We start from the raw sequence: 15,549 nt of genomic DNA on the forward strand, positions 1-15,549 counted from the left end.
AATATGGAATACGAAGTAAAGCATACATTCTTGGAAAAGTTATAGCTATTTGTATTGTTTTTATCTTAGAATTCCAGACGACTTCCGGAGGAAAGTTGATTTTCCACATGTTCGGGGCACTGGCAGAATTTGAAAGGAATCTTATTAGGGAAAGAACCAATGCTGGATTACTTTCTGCCAGAGCCCGTGGCAGACTCGGTGGTCGTCCTGCTGCCCTGGATAAAAAGAAGCAAAAGCTTTTGGTGAAAACCTATCATGATAAGGAACTAAGCATTACCGAGATCCTGGAGATGTTCCATATCTCTAAGTCTACCCTTTACAAGATCGTTCGTGAAAATCCACCTGAAAAGAAAACCTCATGATTATCACTTACTTGGAACGACATCATAACGAAAAGAACATGCATCGCTTCTATCGTCTCTCCCCCTCTCCAACTCTATTCGGCCAGTATGCCCTCATAAGGGTATGGGGCAGATGCAGTGACAAACCTAGCTTTGCAAACGAGGGCAGCGCAAAGAAGATTGGTTTGAACAAGTAGATCAGGCTCATCAGGCTGCTGAGAAACTTAGGGCTCAGAAGTGTATGAAGGGGTATCAGATGAGACTCTTTCGTTATAGCTTTGAGATAGCTAACCACAAACAATAAATTATCTTAAATCTGGAATGATTCAAACTCATTTAGCTAAAACGCTTTAAATATTATCTGATATAATCAAATGCTGCCCAATAATATGGAGAAGGATATTTTTTTTTAACTTTAATACGTGCAGCCTCCATAGCCTCTTCTATTGTAAGTTTAGACTCAAATAGTTCATCGTAAAAGCTTACCATAAATTCTTTTGTGACTTTATCATCAACTTTCCATAATGACAGGATGAGGTGTTCCACTCCAGCCAGTTTAAATGCTCTTTGTAAGCCAAAAATACCATCACTCATAGTATTATCTCCGATGCCTGTTTCGCAGGCTGATAAAACAACAAGCTTTGTACTGGAAAGATCTAAACTTGCAATTTCATTAGCTGTCAAAATACCATCTTCTTTTTGATTAAAACTTTCACCTTTTTCCCAAAAGAAATTTGCCCCGGAAAAAACAATACCCGCCCTGTTCATTGGATCTTCATTCATTTTTTGTATGCCCATCCCATATAGATCTGTAGCAAAGAACTCATCTTCTTTTACCTCTTCTAGAAAAAAGGCGTGTGTTGAGATATGCAGAATATCCCTAGCATTCTGCACGTCAGATAGAAAATTCTCTTCATCTGCATTTTCTTCCATATAGATATGAGAAGATATCTGGTAATGCTTTAATTGTTCCGAAATTTGGGTGATTTCGTCTTTTGTCCCGGGAAGATTTTGAAATAAACCACTTTGATAGCGTTCAGTGTTTTGATCTTGTCTAGAAGCATACGAGTTTAAAGAATTAAAATTGTCCGTTGAATAATTCATGCCTCCAAAAAGTGAGGCAGTTTCAATAGATTCTTCCTTAAATTCTTTGGTGAGATATTTAGTATTATTCAACCTGACCAGTTGATATTCATCTGAAAGGAAGTTGCTATTGGTATCATATGGAAGTGCTGAAAAAGATATTGCATGTAGTAGTCCTGTGGGAGCATAGAAAACTTTTTTTATGCCATCTAAGTATTTTTCAAAAGGTTGCCAGATTAAGTCTGATAAGATTTTGCCTTGTTCGGTATACAAAATATGGGCCTTTTCTTCATCAGTAGTATTAGCAGCCGCATTGAATAAAGTCTTTAGCTTCGTCTCTTCAAATAAATCAATGTATAAAGGATATTTTTTGTCTTTACGAATCAGTAAGGCTGCGTATTGCAAAGAGGTACTATCATCCATTGGAAATGGTTTAAAGGAAATAAATTCAATTGCAGCTTCATGAGCAGATAGACTATTTTGTATTGATTGCCAGTTAATTTCTTGTTTCTGGCTTGCTACCAAAATATCAGCCTTTCCTTTATCTATTAACTCTCTTTCATAGGCACTTGCATAATCCTGAAGAGAGTCTTTATTCAGCCTGGTATTTACATCTTTGAGTAGCTCGTTTGTACTTAACCATTTTTGCAATAATGTTTTATACTGTTGATCCTGGCTGACGGAGGCATTCTTTCTTATCGTAGTAATTGAATTTAGGCCCAGTTCCTTAATAAGAAGGGTGTAATCGTAACTTAATGCAGTGGAAGAGGGATGATCTTTATGCCGTGTGGCAGTATAATAATAAATGTTGTGCTTATACGGATTAATTTGATCTAAATAGTGTAGCCTATTTTGCTCAGTAAAGTAAAGCATAGCATTAAAAATACTCTGCTCTGTGGCCTTTAAAGCAGTTGACATAGCTTCATCAGCATCCTCAAATTTATTGTTTACAAGATAACATAAGCCTAGGGAAGAAGCATAGTATGAGCGGATTTCGTCATTGCCATCCGTATGATCCAGATCACTAAGTGCTTTTTTGAATAATTCCTCTGCCTTTTTAAAATTATGGACGGAGTAGTATGCACTACCTAATTGGTAATTGATGCTGGATAAACGCAATTGATCTGTAGCCACATCCCGCATATGATGACTATATTTTTTCATTATTGTTAAAAAGCTATCATAATCACCAATTTCGTAAAGGCAGGAGGCATAAGATGCAATATGCTGAAAGTATTGATCCTTCTCCTCTAGCTCACTATGAGCAAATACACTTTCGTATAATTCTACTGCCGCTTGATATTTACCATCTAAAAAAAATAGATCTGCTTTAGTAAGCTTGTAATCTGAGGTTTGATCAAACGTCAGATTATCCAATAAAAGTAAGCATTCTTCAAAATCACCTAATGACATATTTATTGAATATATAAGAGTAATAAAGCTTTGATAATAAGGGTTTTGGGTCTTGCCTTCCTGTTCTATTTGATGGATGATAGCAGTTGCCTCTTTTCTAGCGGTATAGCGCATTTCAGCTATCTGCATTTGAGATATTTCTAAAAATTTTGTGTTCAAAAACTCATCACTGAGCGAACCATACATTTGCATATTTATGTCACCGATTTGTTCAGATTGTTGTAATGCGGCCTGATAGTTTGTTGCTTCCTGTTCTATGAGCGTTAAGCTTGATACAGCAATTTGATAATACATTTCAAACATACTCTCATTTTCAAGTTGATTGCTTTCAATGATTTCTTTTACAGTTTTATAGACTGATTTTGCACCTTCTTCCCTATGATTTTCCTTATAAAAAGAAGCCAAAACTACTTGAAGCTGTAAATATGTGGAAAGTTGATCAGAAGAAAACTGATTACCTGGCTCATATTCGTCTACAAACTTTTCACAGATCTTAACAAGGTCCAGTAAAAAGGAGTGGCATTGGTCTTGTGTTTGAGTCTGACAAAAATACTCTTGATATTCAAAAGTAGCTAGAAAAAAACTTGACCACCTCGACTCATACTGCTGAAAAGCTGGGGCTAAAGTAAAATCTTTTAGTGTTTGATATACCTCACCGGCTGCTTTATTGTCATTTATATTTATATAACAATTCAGCTGGTAATATAGGCTTTGGAATATATGATTAATAAATACCTCAGTATATATTCCATCCGGAGTAAGGCTATTGATAAGTTTAGGGATGAGCGTAGAATATGAATTAGCTGCTGCCTGATAGTTTTCCACGAGATACAATTGATTGGCTCGGCTAATTTCAGGGTAGATTCTATTGTTGTCTTCAATGGTTTGGGAAAAAGCAAGAGTGGAAATTAATAAGAAAATTAATAACACAAACTCTTTTAAAGGTTTGAAAAAAGTCATATTATGGATGTTGTGACAAGGATAAATGTAATAACATTAAAAGTTAATATTTCTTTTCAAAAGATATCATGTCAAAAACAGTTTTATTACTTGCCTCTCTTTTGCTCTCATTCATAAATGCAGATATATCTGATGAAACTTTCTATGTTTTACATGTAAAAGGAGAAATAACACTCAAAAGCACCAATAAACTGTTAGAAACCGGTGATGAGTTTTCGGGTAACCCGGAAGTGATTTACAGTAGTGATCATGATATAGCCGTATTATTAAGTAATAAGCGCGGTAGAATGGTCTTGTTTAAGAACCAATCTGAGAAGACAGAGGGAGAGCTCAGGTATTTTGTAAGCGCTAATATTTTACCGGTTAGTGAGTATAGTGGGACCAGAGCAATGGAGAAAACGAAGTATACGTATCTGGTTTTTGATGAAAAAAATGAGCTACTGTTTCCTAAAAGGATAAAGATTTCATTTGTTCCATCTGATGGCGTTTCTTACTACTTCATTACTTATAAGTATCAGGGAAAATCTTTTAGGAAAAAAATAGAAGTTGAAAAAAATGGGTTTATAATCCTCACAAAGGATGTATTCAAATCTGATGGTTCATATCTTGATCCCAGAATAATCAGTGAACAAGAACTTAAATTTTATAAAGCCTCTACAGAAAAAGACCTAAGCATCAATGGGATTGACCTGTACTTTTTATTTCGTGAATCTTTAGAAGAAGAAGTACAAGTTTATAAGCAGTTTCTTGAAAAGCAAAATAAGTCTGAAGAAGACATTAAAGCGGCTTTGAAAAGTCATTTTGAGGAAACATATGGCACTCTAGATGATACCTTTGTTAATCAGACTATAAGATGAAAAAAAGACTACTCTTTTCTTTTTTTAATGCGTTGATAGCAATCTTCATATTTTTCTTAATACAAAAGATTTATTTATTACCCACTAATGACAAAAATGTATTTACGAACAGCTTCATAACTAAGCATATAATCCTAAATAAGAATACAGGAATAAACAGTGATGAATTGTTATTTGTTAATACTAGTTTTGACAATATGTTGGTGGACAACTTTGATGAAAAGGGACTGCCCGTGGGTAATATTAACATAACAGATAGGAAGGAATTACAATATTTTTTTGAGAGGGTTAAAAAAAGCGCAAAGCATAAGTATATCCTCTGTGATATATTTTTTGAGCACGCATCTCTATATGATGATTCATTGGAAGAAGCAATGAACATACCTCGTTTGATTATTCCTGAAGCAAAAAAAGGAGATGGTTTAATTTTCTCAAATAATAAGATTAAGAGAGGTCTAGCAGAAATTAAAACAACGGGAGGTCTTTTTTATAAATATAAATTGTTTTCACAGGAGACTAAACAAAGCTCTATACCCCTTAAAATGTATGAAGAGTTAACAGGTGAATCTCTTGAAAAAGGTTATCTATGGAGTAGGCATGGGAATAATCTGATGTTTAATGATTTTATTCCAGATTACAGAGTTACAAATTATGATCTATTGGAAGCAAAATCTTTTCTTCTTTTTAATCTGGGTGAGATCAATCTAACCAGTACAGAATTTTTTAACAGTGTTATCGATAATAGAATAATTGTGATAGGGGATTTTTATTTAAATGATAATAAAAATACACTATTAGGTAATATTTCGGGTCCCTTATTATTAGTCAATGCTTATTATTCATTAGTGAAAGGGGATAATATCATATCTGTTTGGCTTATTATTTTCTTATTTCTAGTCTTCTGGGGATTTTCTTTTATAGCCGTTTACCCTCAAGATATACTGGAAATGAAAATAGGAAGAATACCATATTTTGGTATTCTCTTGCACGTTTTTAGTTATGTATTGATCATGTCGCTGGTTTCATTCTTAGTCTATTTTATATTTGGAATAAATGTTAACCTAGCTTATATAGGGGCACTTTTTTTTATTGAGGATAAAGTATTGAACTTCAAATTTTATAGAGAAAAAATAAGTCAATTCTTTAAACAAGAATTTCTAAAATCTGGCTCATACTCAAAATAATTGAAATTAGTTGAGCTATTTCAGAATATGCTTAATCGCTCATAAATAAAAACGTAGATGATACAATTAGCCCCTTCTATTTTTTAAACTCCCAGGTCATTTCTTCTTTGATAACTCCGATTTCAGTATGTTCCTTAAATAACCGCAGGTCAGTAGCCGAAGACTCTAGGATCTGAAATTCAAGATCTTCTCGATAGCTAGTTAAAACAATTACTGTATTGTTGTTTTTATATTCCCAGGTGCCGCCAGTAGGTGGCAACAGGTCTGAAAAGATAACACTGCCGTAGCGATTTTCTTTTGCTTTTGATTCATAATGCTCATAAGTTCCGCCTTCGTAAAAAGCCAGATAAGTTTCCCAGCTTTCATTCCAGTTATCGGTACCCTTCTCTCGAATGAAAGGGGTACCACTGACATTCCCATCTTCGTCATAATATACAAATTCTGTCCTTACTAGCTCCCATTCATCAATTAGCTGAGACTGTGGGGTAGGTGCTTCTTCTTCTTTTTCTGAGCAGGATGGTATAGATAAAGTTAGAGTAAAAATGGTTAATAAAGCGTAGATCGTTTTTCTCATTACAATGAAGTTAATATAACTAAGAAGCTGTTTGAGTTAAATTTTGTTGACTAATCGTCTGATATTAGCAATGGTTATGAAAGCATTAGCATTCTCTGTTTTCCTCTCATAATCTTTAGAACATCTCCTATTATTAGCAGTCCATGCAATTGACCTTTCCACTATCCACCTTCCCTGATGAATATCTACTTTTCCTTTCCTAGCGATAGGAACAGAAGGAATGCATACTTCTATAGAGTAATTTTCTTTCATTTTCCTGGAAAAAGTTCCACCAAAGGTTCCATCAGCATATACTTTTTCAAGATGGCTTAACAGGATATTGTCTTCACCAAAACTTTCCCATCTTTTAGCAGCAGTGACTCCATCATAACAATTGGCCGCTACCACGAAGCTTTCCAACAAACAGCCTAAAGTATCTACCACAAAAAATCGTTTACGTCCGTTCCACGGTGGCCCTTTATAAGCTTGCCTCCGTCTACCCCTATATCTTCAGTACTAGAACTACTATTCTTACTTGTTTGGCTATCAACAATTGCTACTGTAGGCTGAGCCTTTTTACCTTGCTTTTCCCGGTAATCTACTACTAAACATGCACTTATGTTCTTCAAAGTGCCATTAACCACCCACTTTCTGTAGTACCAGTAGACCGTTTGCCAAGGTGGAAAATCTCCTGGTAAATCTCGCCAGACACATCCATTCTTGGTCACATAGAAAATAGCATTTACTATCTCTTTAAGCTCCCATTTACTGCTCCTTTGTACAGTAATGATTTTTTCTATAGTTTGCCATCCACGGGCAGAAATATCAGAGGTGTATTTTTTGTTTCGCATCAAATAATATACTCTCTGCTCTGCCTTTTTATTCTCTCATTAATTCAAACAGCTTCTAAAATAATGTGTTCTTAACTACAAATATATGTGTACTCCTTAATGCTTGATATTTCTCCACGGAATAAATAAACACTGTTTATAAGCCTGTTGGTATCATCAAAAGTGTATTTATAATGACGAAGAATATATGAAGACTGGCCATCATCTTCGAACCATTCCGTTTCTTCCTCAATAAGATTATCCTTATTGTCATAGGTATATGTAGTAATTGATTCTAATTCAAATTTGCTTCCTATTGGAACATAAGAATAACTTTCACGCTTATCTATTTTACCATTGGCATTAAAAAACCTGAGTTCTTTGCCTGTTTCCAGTCTGCCGCCACTATACTTTCTTTGGAATAAACTGTCTTCGTAAACACAGCCTCCCCATTTCCCTATGATGGTAAGTTGATCGGGAAGCTGACTTTTGTCAAGGTAGAACTTATCGGTAGTGGTATGAATAGTATTATAAAGCTTATACTCTCTACAGAAAAAAACCAAATACCCATCTTCATCATAAACCTGTTCTCTGGAAGAGTAATTATCAGAAAAACCAGGAGGATTACTTTCTAAGGAATGATAAGTTTCCAGGTTCTGGTCATTATATTCCCAGGTTTCGTTCCAGTATCCGTTTCCAAAAAAAGTATCTGACACTCCTTTCTTTTCTATCATATTTCCGTTAGCATCATAAGCATAATCAAAGGTTGTAATATCCGGACTGCTACTATCAGGATCTTCTGTTTCTATCTCTCTGATTAATACATTATCCTGATCATATATATATTCTGAATGATATGAAAGGCTTATTTTATCGCGAAATACATAAAAGGTACTATCAATATAAAGACGGTTCTGATCATCATATGTGAAGGTAATCATATTGATAATCGTTGAATCTTCCTCTTCAAATTTGTATTCTATTTCTTTTCTTTCAAACCGAGAGTCCTCAAACACTGTAATCTTTATATCTATTACCTGATCAGCACTTCCGTTAGCTTTTGTAGAGTCATAGTCAAACAAATAACATTTTCCTGTTAATAATTCGGGGTGCAATAAAGGAGAAAGCTCCTCCTCAGGATTTGTATAACTACCTTTTCCATATGTATTATCCTTAGGAGTATCCTTAATGATATCATTGGAAATATCATCCTCCTGCTCATCTTCAAACAATTCACAACTTGTAATCAGAGAAAAAAAGAAAACAGATAGAATAAGATTAAGTAGCTTGATTCTGCTCAAAAGGTATCTGAGGTAATTATACTTTATCAGTTAATTTTAAGAATAAATTTATATAAAACCAAGCAATTTCTTTATATGTTGGTCTTTCAAAGCATGCAGATTTGTTCAATAACACCCTTATATGTTAAGGAGTTTGAATAATCTATAATGGTGTAGGTATAGTGTATAAAATCTGATTAGCGGTTTAATGAATAGTCGTTCTTAAGTGGTGAAACCCATTGAAAAACTGAGATACTAGTGCATTGTCAAGATAAAGAATTAGGGTAGACGGATTTGAGTTTGCAGCGGGCATCATCAATTTTGAGTTGCCAATCTACGCCTCGCTGACTTTGGTTAACATCCTGTGCCCAAGCGCTGATTTCTTCTTGCAACGTTTCTATATCACCTATGCGCCGATGGGTTAAACATTGTCGGGTCATGGCACTGAGTTCGTTTTCTGCTACATTCAACCAAGAGCCGTGCTTTGGGGTGTAGCAAAACTCAATACGTTTAACCAACTGCCGGGCTGTTTCTGGATCAAATACTTCGTAAAAAGCTCCTTTCGTATGTGTGTTCAAGTTATCACAAACTAGCGTTACTTTGTCGGCTTCTGCGTAGCGTCCTTGCACTAAAGCAGCTACTTCTAAGGCCCAGTCAGCTTTGGTGCGTCGTGGACGGGCGGTAGCCTGTCGCCAGCCTGATAGTGGTTCGGTAAACATGAAGATACTAGCCGTGCCAGCCCGTTCATATTCATAGTCTACCCGTTTAGGCTGGTTTTTAGTGGCCATCATCGGTTGCCGAGTCTCTTTAACTAACTGTACGGGCTTCTCATCCATAGCAATTACCGGATGTGTGGCATCATAGGGCTGGTGATAAATATCCAGTACCGCGCCGCGGCGGCTTCTTCCATACTGGCGACAAACTCGGCATCGGCTTCCGGTGGAATTACCCAGTAGGCAATCTTACGCTTAGTCATGCCGTTTTTTTAAGCGTTTGGCGCACCGTCTCATGGCTGATCGTCTCTACTATCTCTAACTCTATGAGCTTACGAGCCAGCAAACGTAGCGTCCAATGAGCATATCCCTTGGGGAGTGCTCCCAAGCGCATAGCGATTACTTTAGCTTCTTGTTCCCCATCCAATAACTTGGCTACCGGCGGAACCAATCGCTTTCTGCTATTCAAAGCCACCGAAAAACCATTCACTACGAAACGTTGACGTAGCTTCTCAACCGTCCTGGTGCGGCAGTTGAACGCATCGGCAATACATGCATCCGTCCAGGCAGGACCATCAGCATCGGCTTTCAATAGCATCTGGGCTCGTCGTACTTTTTGGCTACTTCCGCTTAGTTTCTTGATCACAGAGTGCAATGTGTCTCGCTCTTCTGCGCTGAGACGTACAATATATCTCTTCGGCATGTCCAATCTATTTTGATGAATTACTCTTTTTATAGTAACGTCTTTACCCTAACTTTTAGCTTTGACAATGCACTAGGTTCGAATACTACTAACCTTCCAATGGGTGTAAATTAGCTGATTTTGGTATTCTTTATTGCAATTTATATTGTTACTTATTATTATTAAAATACGTTCTTTCAATCATACGAATTGTTCTTAATTATTACTCTTCAAGAGGTGAACTATTCGGTGAACTGACAAAATAAGTTCTCACAAAGTACTGATAATTAGAGGGTTGCAAGTAGGATTTTCATCCTGCCGCGATTTGAACCTCTTAATACCATTTTATACACTTCTATCTTAGCCAGTTTTGTCCTATACCTCTTAAATATTAGATACAGGGAAACGCTATCCTAAGGAGTCTGGGTTCAAGTGGACGCTAGATTTGTTACTCTTCTGTAGATAGATTTTTACCCTGTTTTGATATTCAAATCTATTGAATTATGCTCTCTCCTTCATACTACAAAAAACATGAAAATTAAAGTTTTAAAAAGGGATACAAATCGGTGAACAGGCTTTATTTCAGCCTTATAAACCACTGAATATGAACAATTTAAAAATAAGGTTTGACTCCCGTCCAGACCGCTTCTTAGATTCTCAAAAGCCTGTAATTCAACGAGTTACAGGCTTTTTTTTGATTTTTACTGTTTGTTGCGGAATCCAATGGTGAAAAATGTATTTCCGACAGAATTTACCTTGAGATTCTAGCTTACTGACTTGTAGCCTTATAGACAAAATGCTGGAAAAGTGATTTTGTGCCAGCTGCTGAGTTTTTCTTACTTGCTTTCTATGATTCTTGATGAACATAAACTTACGAAAAGAGCAAGTTTAGCAATCAATATGTACTTGAGTACTTACCAAGTAACCCACTGAATTCAGTTCAAGATTGATTGTTTTATTTCCATCCACCACCAAGGCTTCGGTATAATTCAATGTTGGCAAGAATGATTTGCCGTTTCAGGTCAGCCAGATCCAGTTCGCTTTGTAATGCGTCTTCCTGAGCATTGATCACTTCCAGGTAATTCGCAAAACCACTCTGAAACAACAACGAGGCATCCCGAACACCCTTGCTGGTCACAATAATCCGTTGCTGAGCAATATTGTATTCTTCCCGAAGCTTCTCAATGGTGACCAGGGCATCGGAAACTTCCCTTACCGCCAGGATCACATTGTCTTTAAAATCCAGTTCGGCCAGTTGCAGTTCTGTCTGTGCAATGGAGTGATTGGCTTTTAACCTTTTGTTTTGAAAGAGCGGCTGGAAAATAGCCCCGTTGATCAGGGCAAATCCTGAGCCCATCGGGTCCAGAAAACTGTCAAACATAAAAGAATTTAAGCCTGTACTGGCATTGAGGACAATAGAAGGATATTTCATAGCCTGCGTCACACCCACTCTGGCGTTACTCGCGATGAGTTGGTATTCCGCTGCGGCAATATCAGGACGGTTATTGATCAGTTGTAAAGGAACGCCCACAATATATTGTTCGTCAAAGCCCACATCTTCCAGGTCCTGCTCAATATTTATGGCTTGAGGATAGCGCCCCAGCAATTGATTAAGGCGGTTTTCCAGCAGTGTGTACTCTCGTTCCAACTGGGGAATTAATGATTCCGCCCTCAGAATCTGCGACTCAGTTTGCTGAATAGCCAGTGAAGTAGTTTCATCGGCCTCAAACTGTAGTTTTACAATGTTTAGCGTGTTTCTACCCAGTTCCAGATTTCGCTCTGCTACGGCAATCTGAGAATTAACCATCAGCATGTTATAATAGGTAGAGGCAATCTCAGCTACAATGGCGGTTTGCACTGCTTTCTGAAACTCTTCACTTTGCATAAATGAAGCCTGCGCAGCTTCTTTTTGCCAGCGTAATTTACCCCAAAGATCAATCTCCCAACTGGCAAATAAAGTAGTGGAGTAGGCCAAACGTTCAGTATATAGCGTTCTGGGTGGGTTTTCGCCATGGTTCCGGCGTGCCCGGTTTGAACCGTAATTGTTGAAATTTTCAGAATAGTACTCTCTATTAAACTCAAAGGGAGCTAATCCTAGGCTGGGATAAAAGTCGGCTTTAGAAATAGCAAGGTTTTGAGAACCTATTTCAATCTGTTTGGCTCCTTTTTGCAACTCAATATTGTACACCAGGGCCGTATCAATCAATGAAATCAGAGTGGAATCATCAAAATAATCCCTCCAGTTTACATCGGCTAAGGTAGTCTGATTATCTAAAGAGCTAGTGTCCAGTTGAGAAATGCCGTAGTAGCTATCAATTTCACCAATATCAGGACGTTGGTAGCTTTCCCCAACCTTACAGCTGATGGCCAAGATAGAGATTAGACTGATAAATACCCATTGCTTTATGTACTTCATATCAACTTTCTTAGGTGGTTTTAATGTTGAAGCGCTCACTTAACTGAATAAAAATGTAGGTTAATACCGGTATGATAAGAATACCCAGAAATACACCGGACAACATGCCGCCTGCCGTACCTATACTCACCGATTTGTTGCCTATGGCAGAAGAACCTTCCGAAAACATAAGGGGTATTAAGCCGGCAGTAAATGCCAGAGAGGTCATTACAATCGCCCTAAGGCGCAAAGCACTGGCATCCAGCACAGCATCCAAAACATTGGCACCACTCTGCCGTTTTTGAACGGCAAATTCTACAATCAAAATTGCGTTTTTCGCCAGTAGGCCAATCAGCATGATAATACCTACCTGCACGTAAATATTATTATCAATTCCGGTGAGATTGATAAAGGCAAAAACACCCAGAATACCGGTAGGCAGAGAAAGCATCACGGCCATGGGCAACCAGAAACTCTCGTACTGAGCAGCCAGTATAAAATATACCAACACGATGCTGATGATAAACACAATGATGGAATCTGAGCCAGACTTCTTCTCTTCCAAACTCATACCGGTCCATTCAAAATTAAGGCTGGCAGGTAGTGTTTGGTTACTGAGCTCCTCAATTTTGTTCATTACATCGCCGGTACTGAAGCCCGGGGCAGGAGTAATGTTAATTCTGGCCGCATTGTACAGATTGTAACGGGTAACGGTTTCCGGTCCAAAAGCTTCTTCCAACTGCACAATTGTATTCAATGGGACCATCTCGTTCTCATCATTCTTGACGAAAATAGCATTGAAAGCTTCCGGGTTTTCGCGATAAGACATATCCGATTGCATGAACACTCCATACTGTCGGGTAAATCTGTTGAAATCCCCAACTCTGGTACGACCAAAATTAGACTGAACGGTGAACATCATATCCTTGACACTCACGCCTAATGCTTTTGCCTTCTTATAGTCAATGTTCAGTTTGTACTGGGGAAAATTCGTATTGTAGGAAGTAAAGGCATTGTCAATTTCATTCTGCTGGTTCAGTTCGGCAATAAACTCATTGACCAGAACGCCAAATTCGCTCAGGTCACCATCCGAAAGATCCTGTAGCATGATCTGCACCCCGTCAAAGTCACCAAATCCCTGTACGGTAGGACGAGGATACATATTGATTCCCCGGGCATCACTGATGACCGAAAGCTTACCCATCAAATGTTTGATAAGCTCATTGATATCCTCAATCTCACCTCGCTCGCTCATTTCTTTCAGTATGACATACCCCATACCAGAAGAAGGACTTTCAGACCCGCTTACTACATCATAGCCGGAAACGGTATTCACACTTTCTACAGCAGCTTCCTGTTGGAGGATGGAATCCGCCTGTATTAAAGCTTCGTTGGTTCGGTGAAGCGAAGCGCCTTCGGGCATGGTAAGGGTAAAGATGAGGAAGTTATCATCTTCGGTAGGAATAAAGGCCTGTGGGGTGCGTTTGGCCAGAAATACCGTAAGAACCACCACGCCTAGCAGTCCCGCTAAACTTACCCATTTATACTGAATAGCCAGTCGGGCCAGCTTAATATATTTGTTGGTAAATTTATCAAATCCAGTATCAAACTTCTTCAATCCCTTAGAGCCATAAGCCTTAGCCTGCTGCACCTTCTTGGACTGCTGAAGCTTGCCCACTACTCTGTTCTCCCTGGCTTTTTTCGTCCGTTTTTTATACAGCAGGATGAACATCACCGGACCTAGTGTAAGCGCTATGACCGCCGAAATGACTACGGCAATAATAATGGTATAGGCAAACTCCTGATAAAATACTCCGACAGGACCCTGCAGGAATCCTACGGGAAGAAATACTGCCGCAATGACCAGGGTAATGGAAACAATCGCCCCTGTAATTTCAGATAACGCATCATTCACAGCTTCCCTGGCACTCATGCCATAGTGCTGTATCTTCTCAAAGATAGCCTCTACCACCACAATGGCATTATCCACCACAATACCAATAGAGAGTACAATGGAGAACATACTGAGCACATTCATGGAAACTCCGACCAGCGAAAGGAAAAAGAACGTACCCACCAAAGAAATAGGGATGGTGATTGCGGTAATAAACGTAGCTTTAAAATCCTGCAAGAAGATGAATACCACCAGGAATACGAGAATAAAAGCCTCAATCAGCGTTTGCTTCACGTGCCCCATAGATTCATCAATCTGGTCTCTCACACTATAGGTAATTTCATAACTGATGCCTTCCGGGAAAACTCTGGCCTGTTCTTCCAGAATTTCACGCACACTTTTATCAATTTCTACTGCATTGGCCCCACTCTGCTGGACAATATCAATAGTAACTGATGGGCGTCCATCCAGGCGGTTCTGGCTGGTATAGTTGGATGCTCCAAACTCAATCCGGGCTACATCCCGTAAGTGTAACTGCAAGCCATCCTGTTCTGACTTGATCACGATGTTTTCATACTCCTCCGGCTCACTGAAACTCCCGCTATGTTTTAAGGGGATTTCAAAAACTTCATCGGAATTTTCTCCGAATTTACCGGGGGCAGCCTCAAAACTCTGATCCCGTATTTGCTGGTATACATCCCGGGGAGTTAGCCCGTACAAAGCCAGTCTTTCGGGGTTCAGCCATATACGCATGGCATAATCCCGTGAACGCAAAATCGCAGCCTCAGCCAGACCTTCAACCCGTTTTAGCTCCCGCCTGACATTCATCCGGGTATAGGCATTCAGAAAAGTTTCGTTGTAGGGAGAGTTTTCGTCTTCAGCGAAGATGTTGATGGTCATGAGCGTTCCCTTCATTCTTTTCATCACTGTGATACCCGACTCTACTACTTCAGGCGGAATTTGCTGAACCACGGTAGAAATTCGGTTTTGAATATCCACCGCTGCCAGATCAGGATCGGTTCCCGGTTCAAAATATACGGAAACCCTCCCTCTACCGGAGTTGGTAGCGGTAGAACGGGCATAAGTCATGTTCTCAGTACCGTTGATGGCTTCCTCAATCGGCAGCAGTACCGACTTGGCTACGGTTTCGGCATTACCTCCCGGATAATATACCTCAACACTCACACTGGGAGGCGCAATTTCAGGAAATCGCTCTACCGGAAGTTGGAAAATACTGGCTGCGCCAGCCATCACCAATACGATGGAAATCACAAGAGTCAGTACCGGCCGGTCTATTATTTTTTTTAACATAGTATCTTACAGCTTAGTCAAAATATTAGATGCGTAGTGATAAAATTTCTCCT

General features: G+C 38.6%; 13 protein-coding genes. 4 read left to right on the plus strand and 9 right to left on the minus strand.

The window, feature by feature from the left end; all coding sequences use genetic code 11:
* Both WJR50_RS20555 and WJR50_RS34225 read left to right on the plus strand, forming a co-directional pair.
* Positions 1 to 362, plus strand: a 362-nt coding sequence (locus WJR50_RS20555; RefSeq protein ID WP_341295199.1) for a recombinase family protein, incomplete at its 5' end; no start/stop codon positions are given.
* The gene (locus tag WJR50_RS34225; protein ID WP_445223481.1) at positions 359 to 538 is read left to right on the plus strand and encodes a WGR domain-containing protein; all 180 of its coding nucleotides are present in this window, start codon (positions 359 to 361) and stop codon (positions 536 to 538) included. The genes WJR50_RS20555 and WJR50_RS34225, both read left to right, overlap by 4 nt.
* A 160-nt stretch (positions 539 to 698) precedes the next feature.
* On the opposite strand, the gene WJR50_RS20560 is transcribed toward WJR50_RS34225, so the two are convergent.
* Complete coding sequence (locus tag WJR50_RS20560) at positions 699 to 3,797, minus strand: CHAT domain-containing protein (RefSeq protein ID WP_341295200.1); 3,099 nt, start codon at positions 3,795 to 3,797, stop codon at positions 699 to 701.
* A 68-nt stretch (positions 3,798 to 3,865) separates the two neighbouring features.
* Here WJR50_RS20560 and WJR50_RS20565 point away from each other — a divergent pair, with 68 nt between their 5' ends.
* Together WJR50_RS20565 and WJR50_RS20570 are read left to right on the plus strand one after the other, a co-directional pair.
* On the plus strand, positions 3,866 to 4,654 hold the full coding sequence (locus tag WJR50_RS20565) for a hypothetical protein (RefSeq protein WP_341295201.1): 789 nt from the start codon (positions 3,866 to 3,868) through the stop codon (positions 4,652 to 4,654).
* Positions 4,651 to 5,838, plus strand: a complete 1,188-nt coding sequence (locus tag WJR50_RS20570; protein WP_341295202.1) for an MFS transporter — start codon at positions 4,651 to 4,653, stop codon at positions 5,836 to 5,838. Before WJR50_RS20565 ends, WJR50_RS20570 begins: the two co-directional genes overlap by 4 nt.
* 76 nt (positions 5,839 to 5,914) lie before the next feature.
* Here the strand turns inward: WJR50_RS20570 and WJR50_RS20575 are convergent, their stop codons facing one another.
* The 8 genes from WJR50_RS20575 to WJR50_RS20610 form a co-directional block, all read right to left on the minus strand.
* Positions 5,915 to 6,412 (minus strand): hypothetical protein, encoded by a 498-nt coding sequence (locus tag WJR50_RS20575; RefSeq protein WP_341295203.1) that lies wholly within the window; start codon positions 6,410 to 6,412, stop codon positions 5,915 to 5,917.
* Between the two features lie 36 nt (positions 6,413 to 6,448).
* Positions 6,449 to 6,835, minus strand: coding sequence for a hypothetical protein (locus WJR50_RS20580; RefSeq protein WP_341295204.1), 387 nt, complete (start codon positions 6,833 to 6,835; stop codon positions 6,449 to 6,451).
* Positions 6,829 to 7,242, minus strand: coding sequence for a transposase (locus WJR50_RS20585; protein WP_341295205.1), 414 nt, complete (start codon positions 7,240 to 7,242; stop codon positions 6,829 to 6,831). Before WJR50_RS20585 ends, WJR50_RS20580 begins: the two co-directional genes overlap by 7 nt.
* A gap of 71 nt (positions 7,243 to 7,313) precedes the next feature.
* Positions 7,314 to 8,522, minus strand: a complete 1,209-nt coding sequence (locus tag WJR50_RS20590; RefSeq protein WP_341295206.1) for a hypothetical protein — start codon at positions 8,520 to 8,522, stop codon at positions 7,314 to 7,316.
* A 245-nt stretch (positions 8,523 to 8,767) separates the two neighbouring features.
* A complete protein-coding gene (locus WJR50_RS20595; protein ID WP_341295292.1) occupies positions 8,768 to 9,454 on the minus strand; it encodes an IS630 family transposase in 687 nt (228 codons plus the stop codon).
* 19 nt (positions 9,455 to 9,473) lie between these two features.
* Positions 9,474 to 9,917: a helix-turn-helix domain-containing protein gene (locus WJR50_RS20600; RefSeq protein WP_341295207.1), complete on the minus strand. Its 444-nt coding sequence runs from the start codon at positions 9,915 to 9,917 to the stop codon at positions 9,474 to 9,476.
* Between the two features lie 934 nt (positions 9,918 to 10,851).
* Complete coding sequence (locus WJR50_RS20605) at positions 10,852 to 12,312, minus strand: efflux transporter outer membrane subunit (protein WP_341295208.1); 1,461 nt, start codon at positions 12,310 to 12,312, stop codon at positions 10,852 to 10,854.
* Positions 12,313 to 12,322: 10 nt separating this feature from the next.
* Positions 12,323 to 15,496 (minus strand): efflux RND transporter permease subunit, encoded by a 3,174-nt coding sequence (locus WJR50_RS20610; RefSeq protein ID WP_341295209.1) that lies wholly within the window; start codon positions 15,494 to 15,496, stop codon positions 12,323 to 12,325.
* Positions 15,497 to 15,549: the final 53 nt, after the last annotated feature.

The organism is Catalinimonas locisalis, from assembly GCF_038039535.1.
Lineage (GTDB): Bacteria > Bacteroidota > Bacteroidia > Cytophagales > Cyclobacteriaceae > Catalinimonas.

Bases quoted from the DNA above. Each gene is read 5' to 3' on its own strand.
- WJR50_RS20565 (WP_341295201.1), top strand. From the start codon at position 3,866: ATGTCAAAAACAGTTTTATTACTTGCCTCTCTTTTGCTCTCATTCATA.
- WJR50_RS20605 (WP_341295208.1), bottom strand. From the start codon at position 12,312: ATGAAGTACATAAAGCAATGGGTATTTATCAGTCTAATCTCTATCTTG.
- WJR50_RS20570 (WP_341295202.1), top strand. From the start codon at position 4,651: ATGAAAAAAAGACTACTCTTTTCTTTTTTTAATGCGTTGATAGCAATC.
- WJR50_RS20585 (WP_341295205.1), bottom strand. From the start codon at position 7,242: ATGCGAAACAAAAAATACACCTCTGATATTTCTGCCCGTGGATGGCAA.
- WJR50_RS20600 (WP_341295207.1), bottom strand. From the start codon at position 9,917: ATGCCGAAGAGATATATTGTACGTCTCAGCGCAGAAGAGCGAGACACA.
- WJR50_RS20560 (WP_341295200.1), bottom strand. From the start codon at position 3,797: ATGACTTTTTTCAAACCTTTAAAAGAGTTTGTGTTATTAATTTTCTTA.
- WJR50_RS20575 (WP_341295203.1), bottom strand. From the start codon at position 6,412: ATGAGAAAAACGATCTACGCTTTATTAACCATTTTTACTCTAACTTTA.
- WJR50_RS34225 (WP_445223481.1), top strand. From the start codon at position 359: ATGATTATCACTTACTTGGAACGACATCATAACGAAAAGAACATGCAT.
- WJR50_RS20610 (WP_341295209.1), bottom strand. From the start codon at position 15,496: ATGTTAAAAAAAATAATAGACCGGCCGGTACTGACTCTTGTGATTTCC.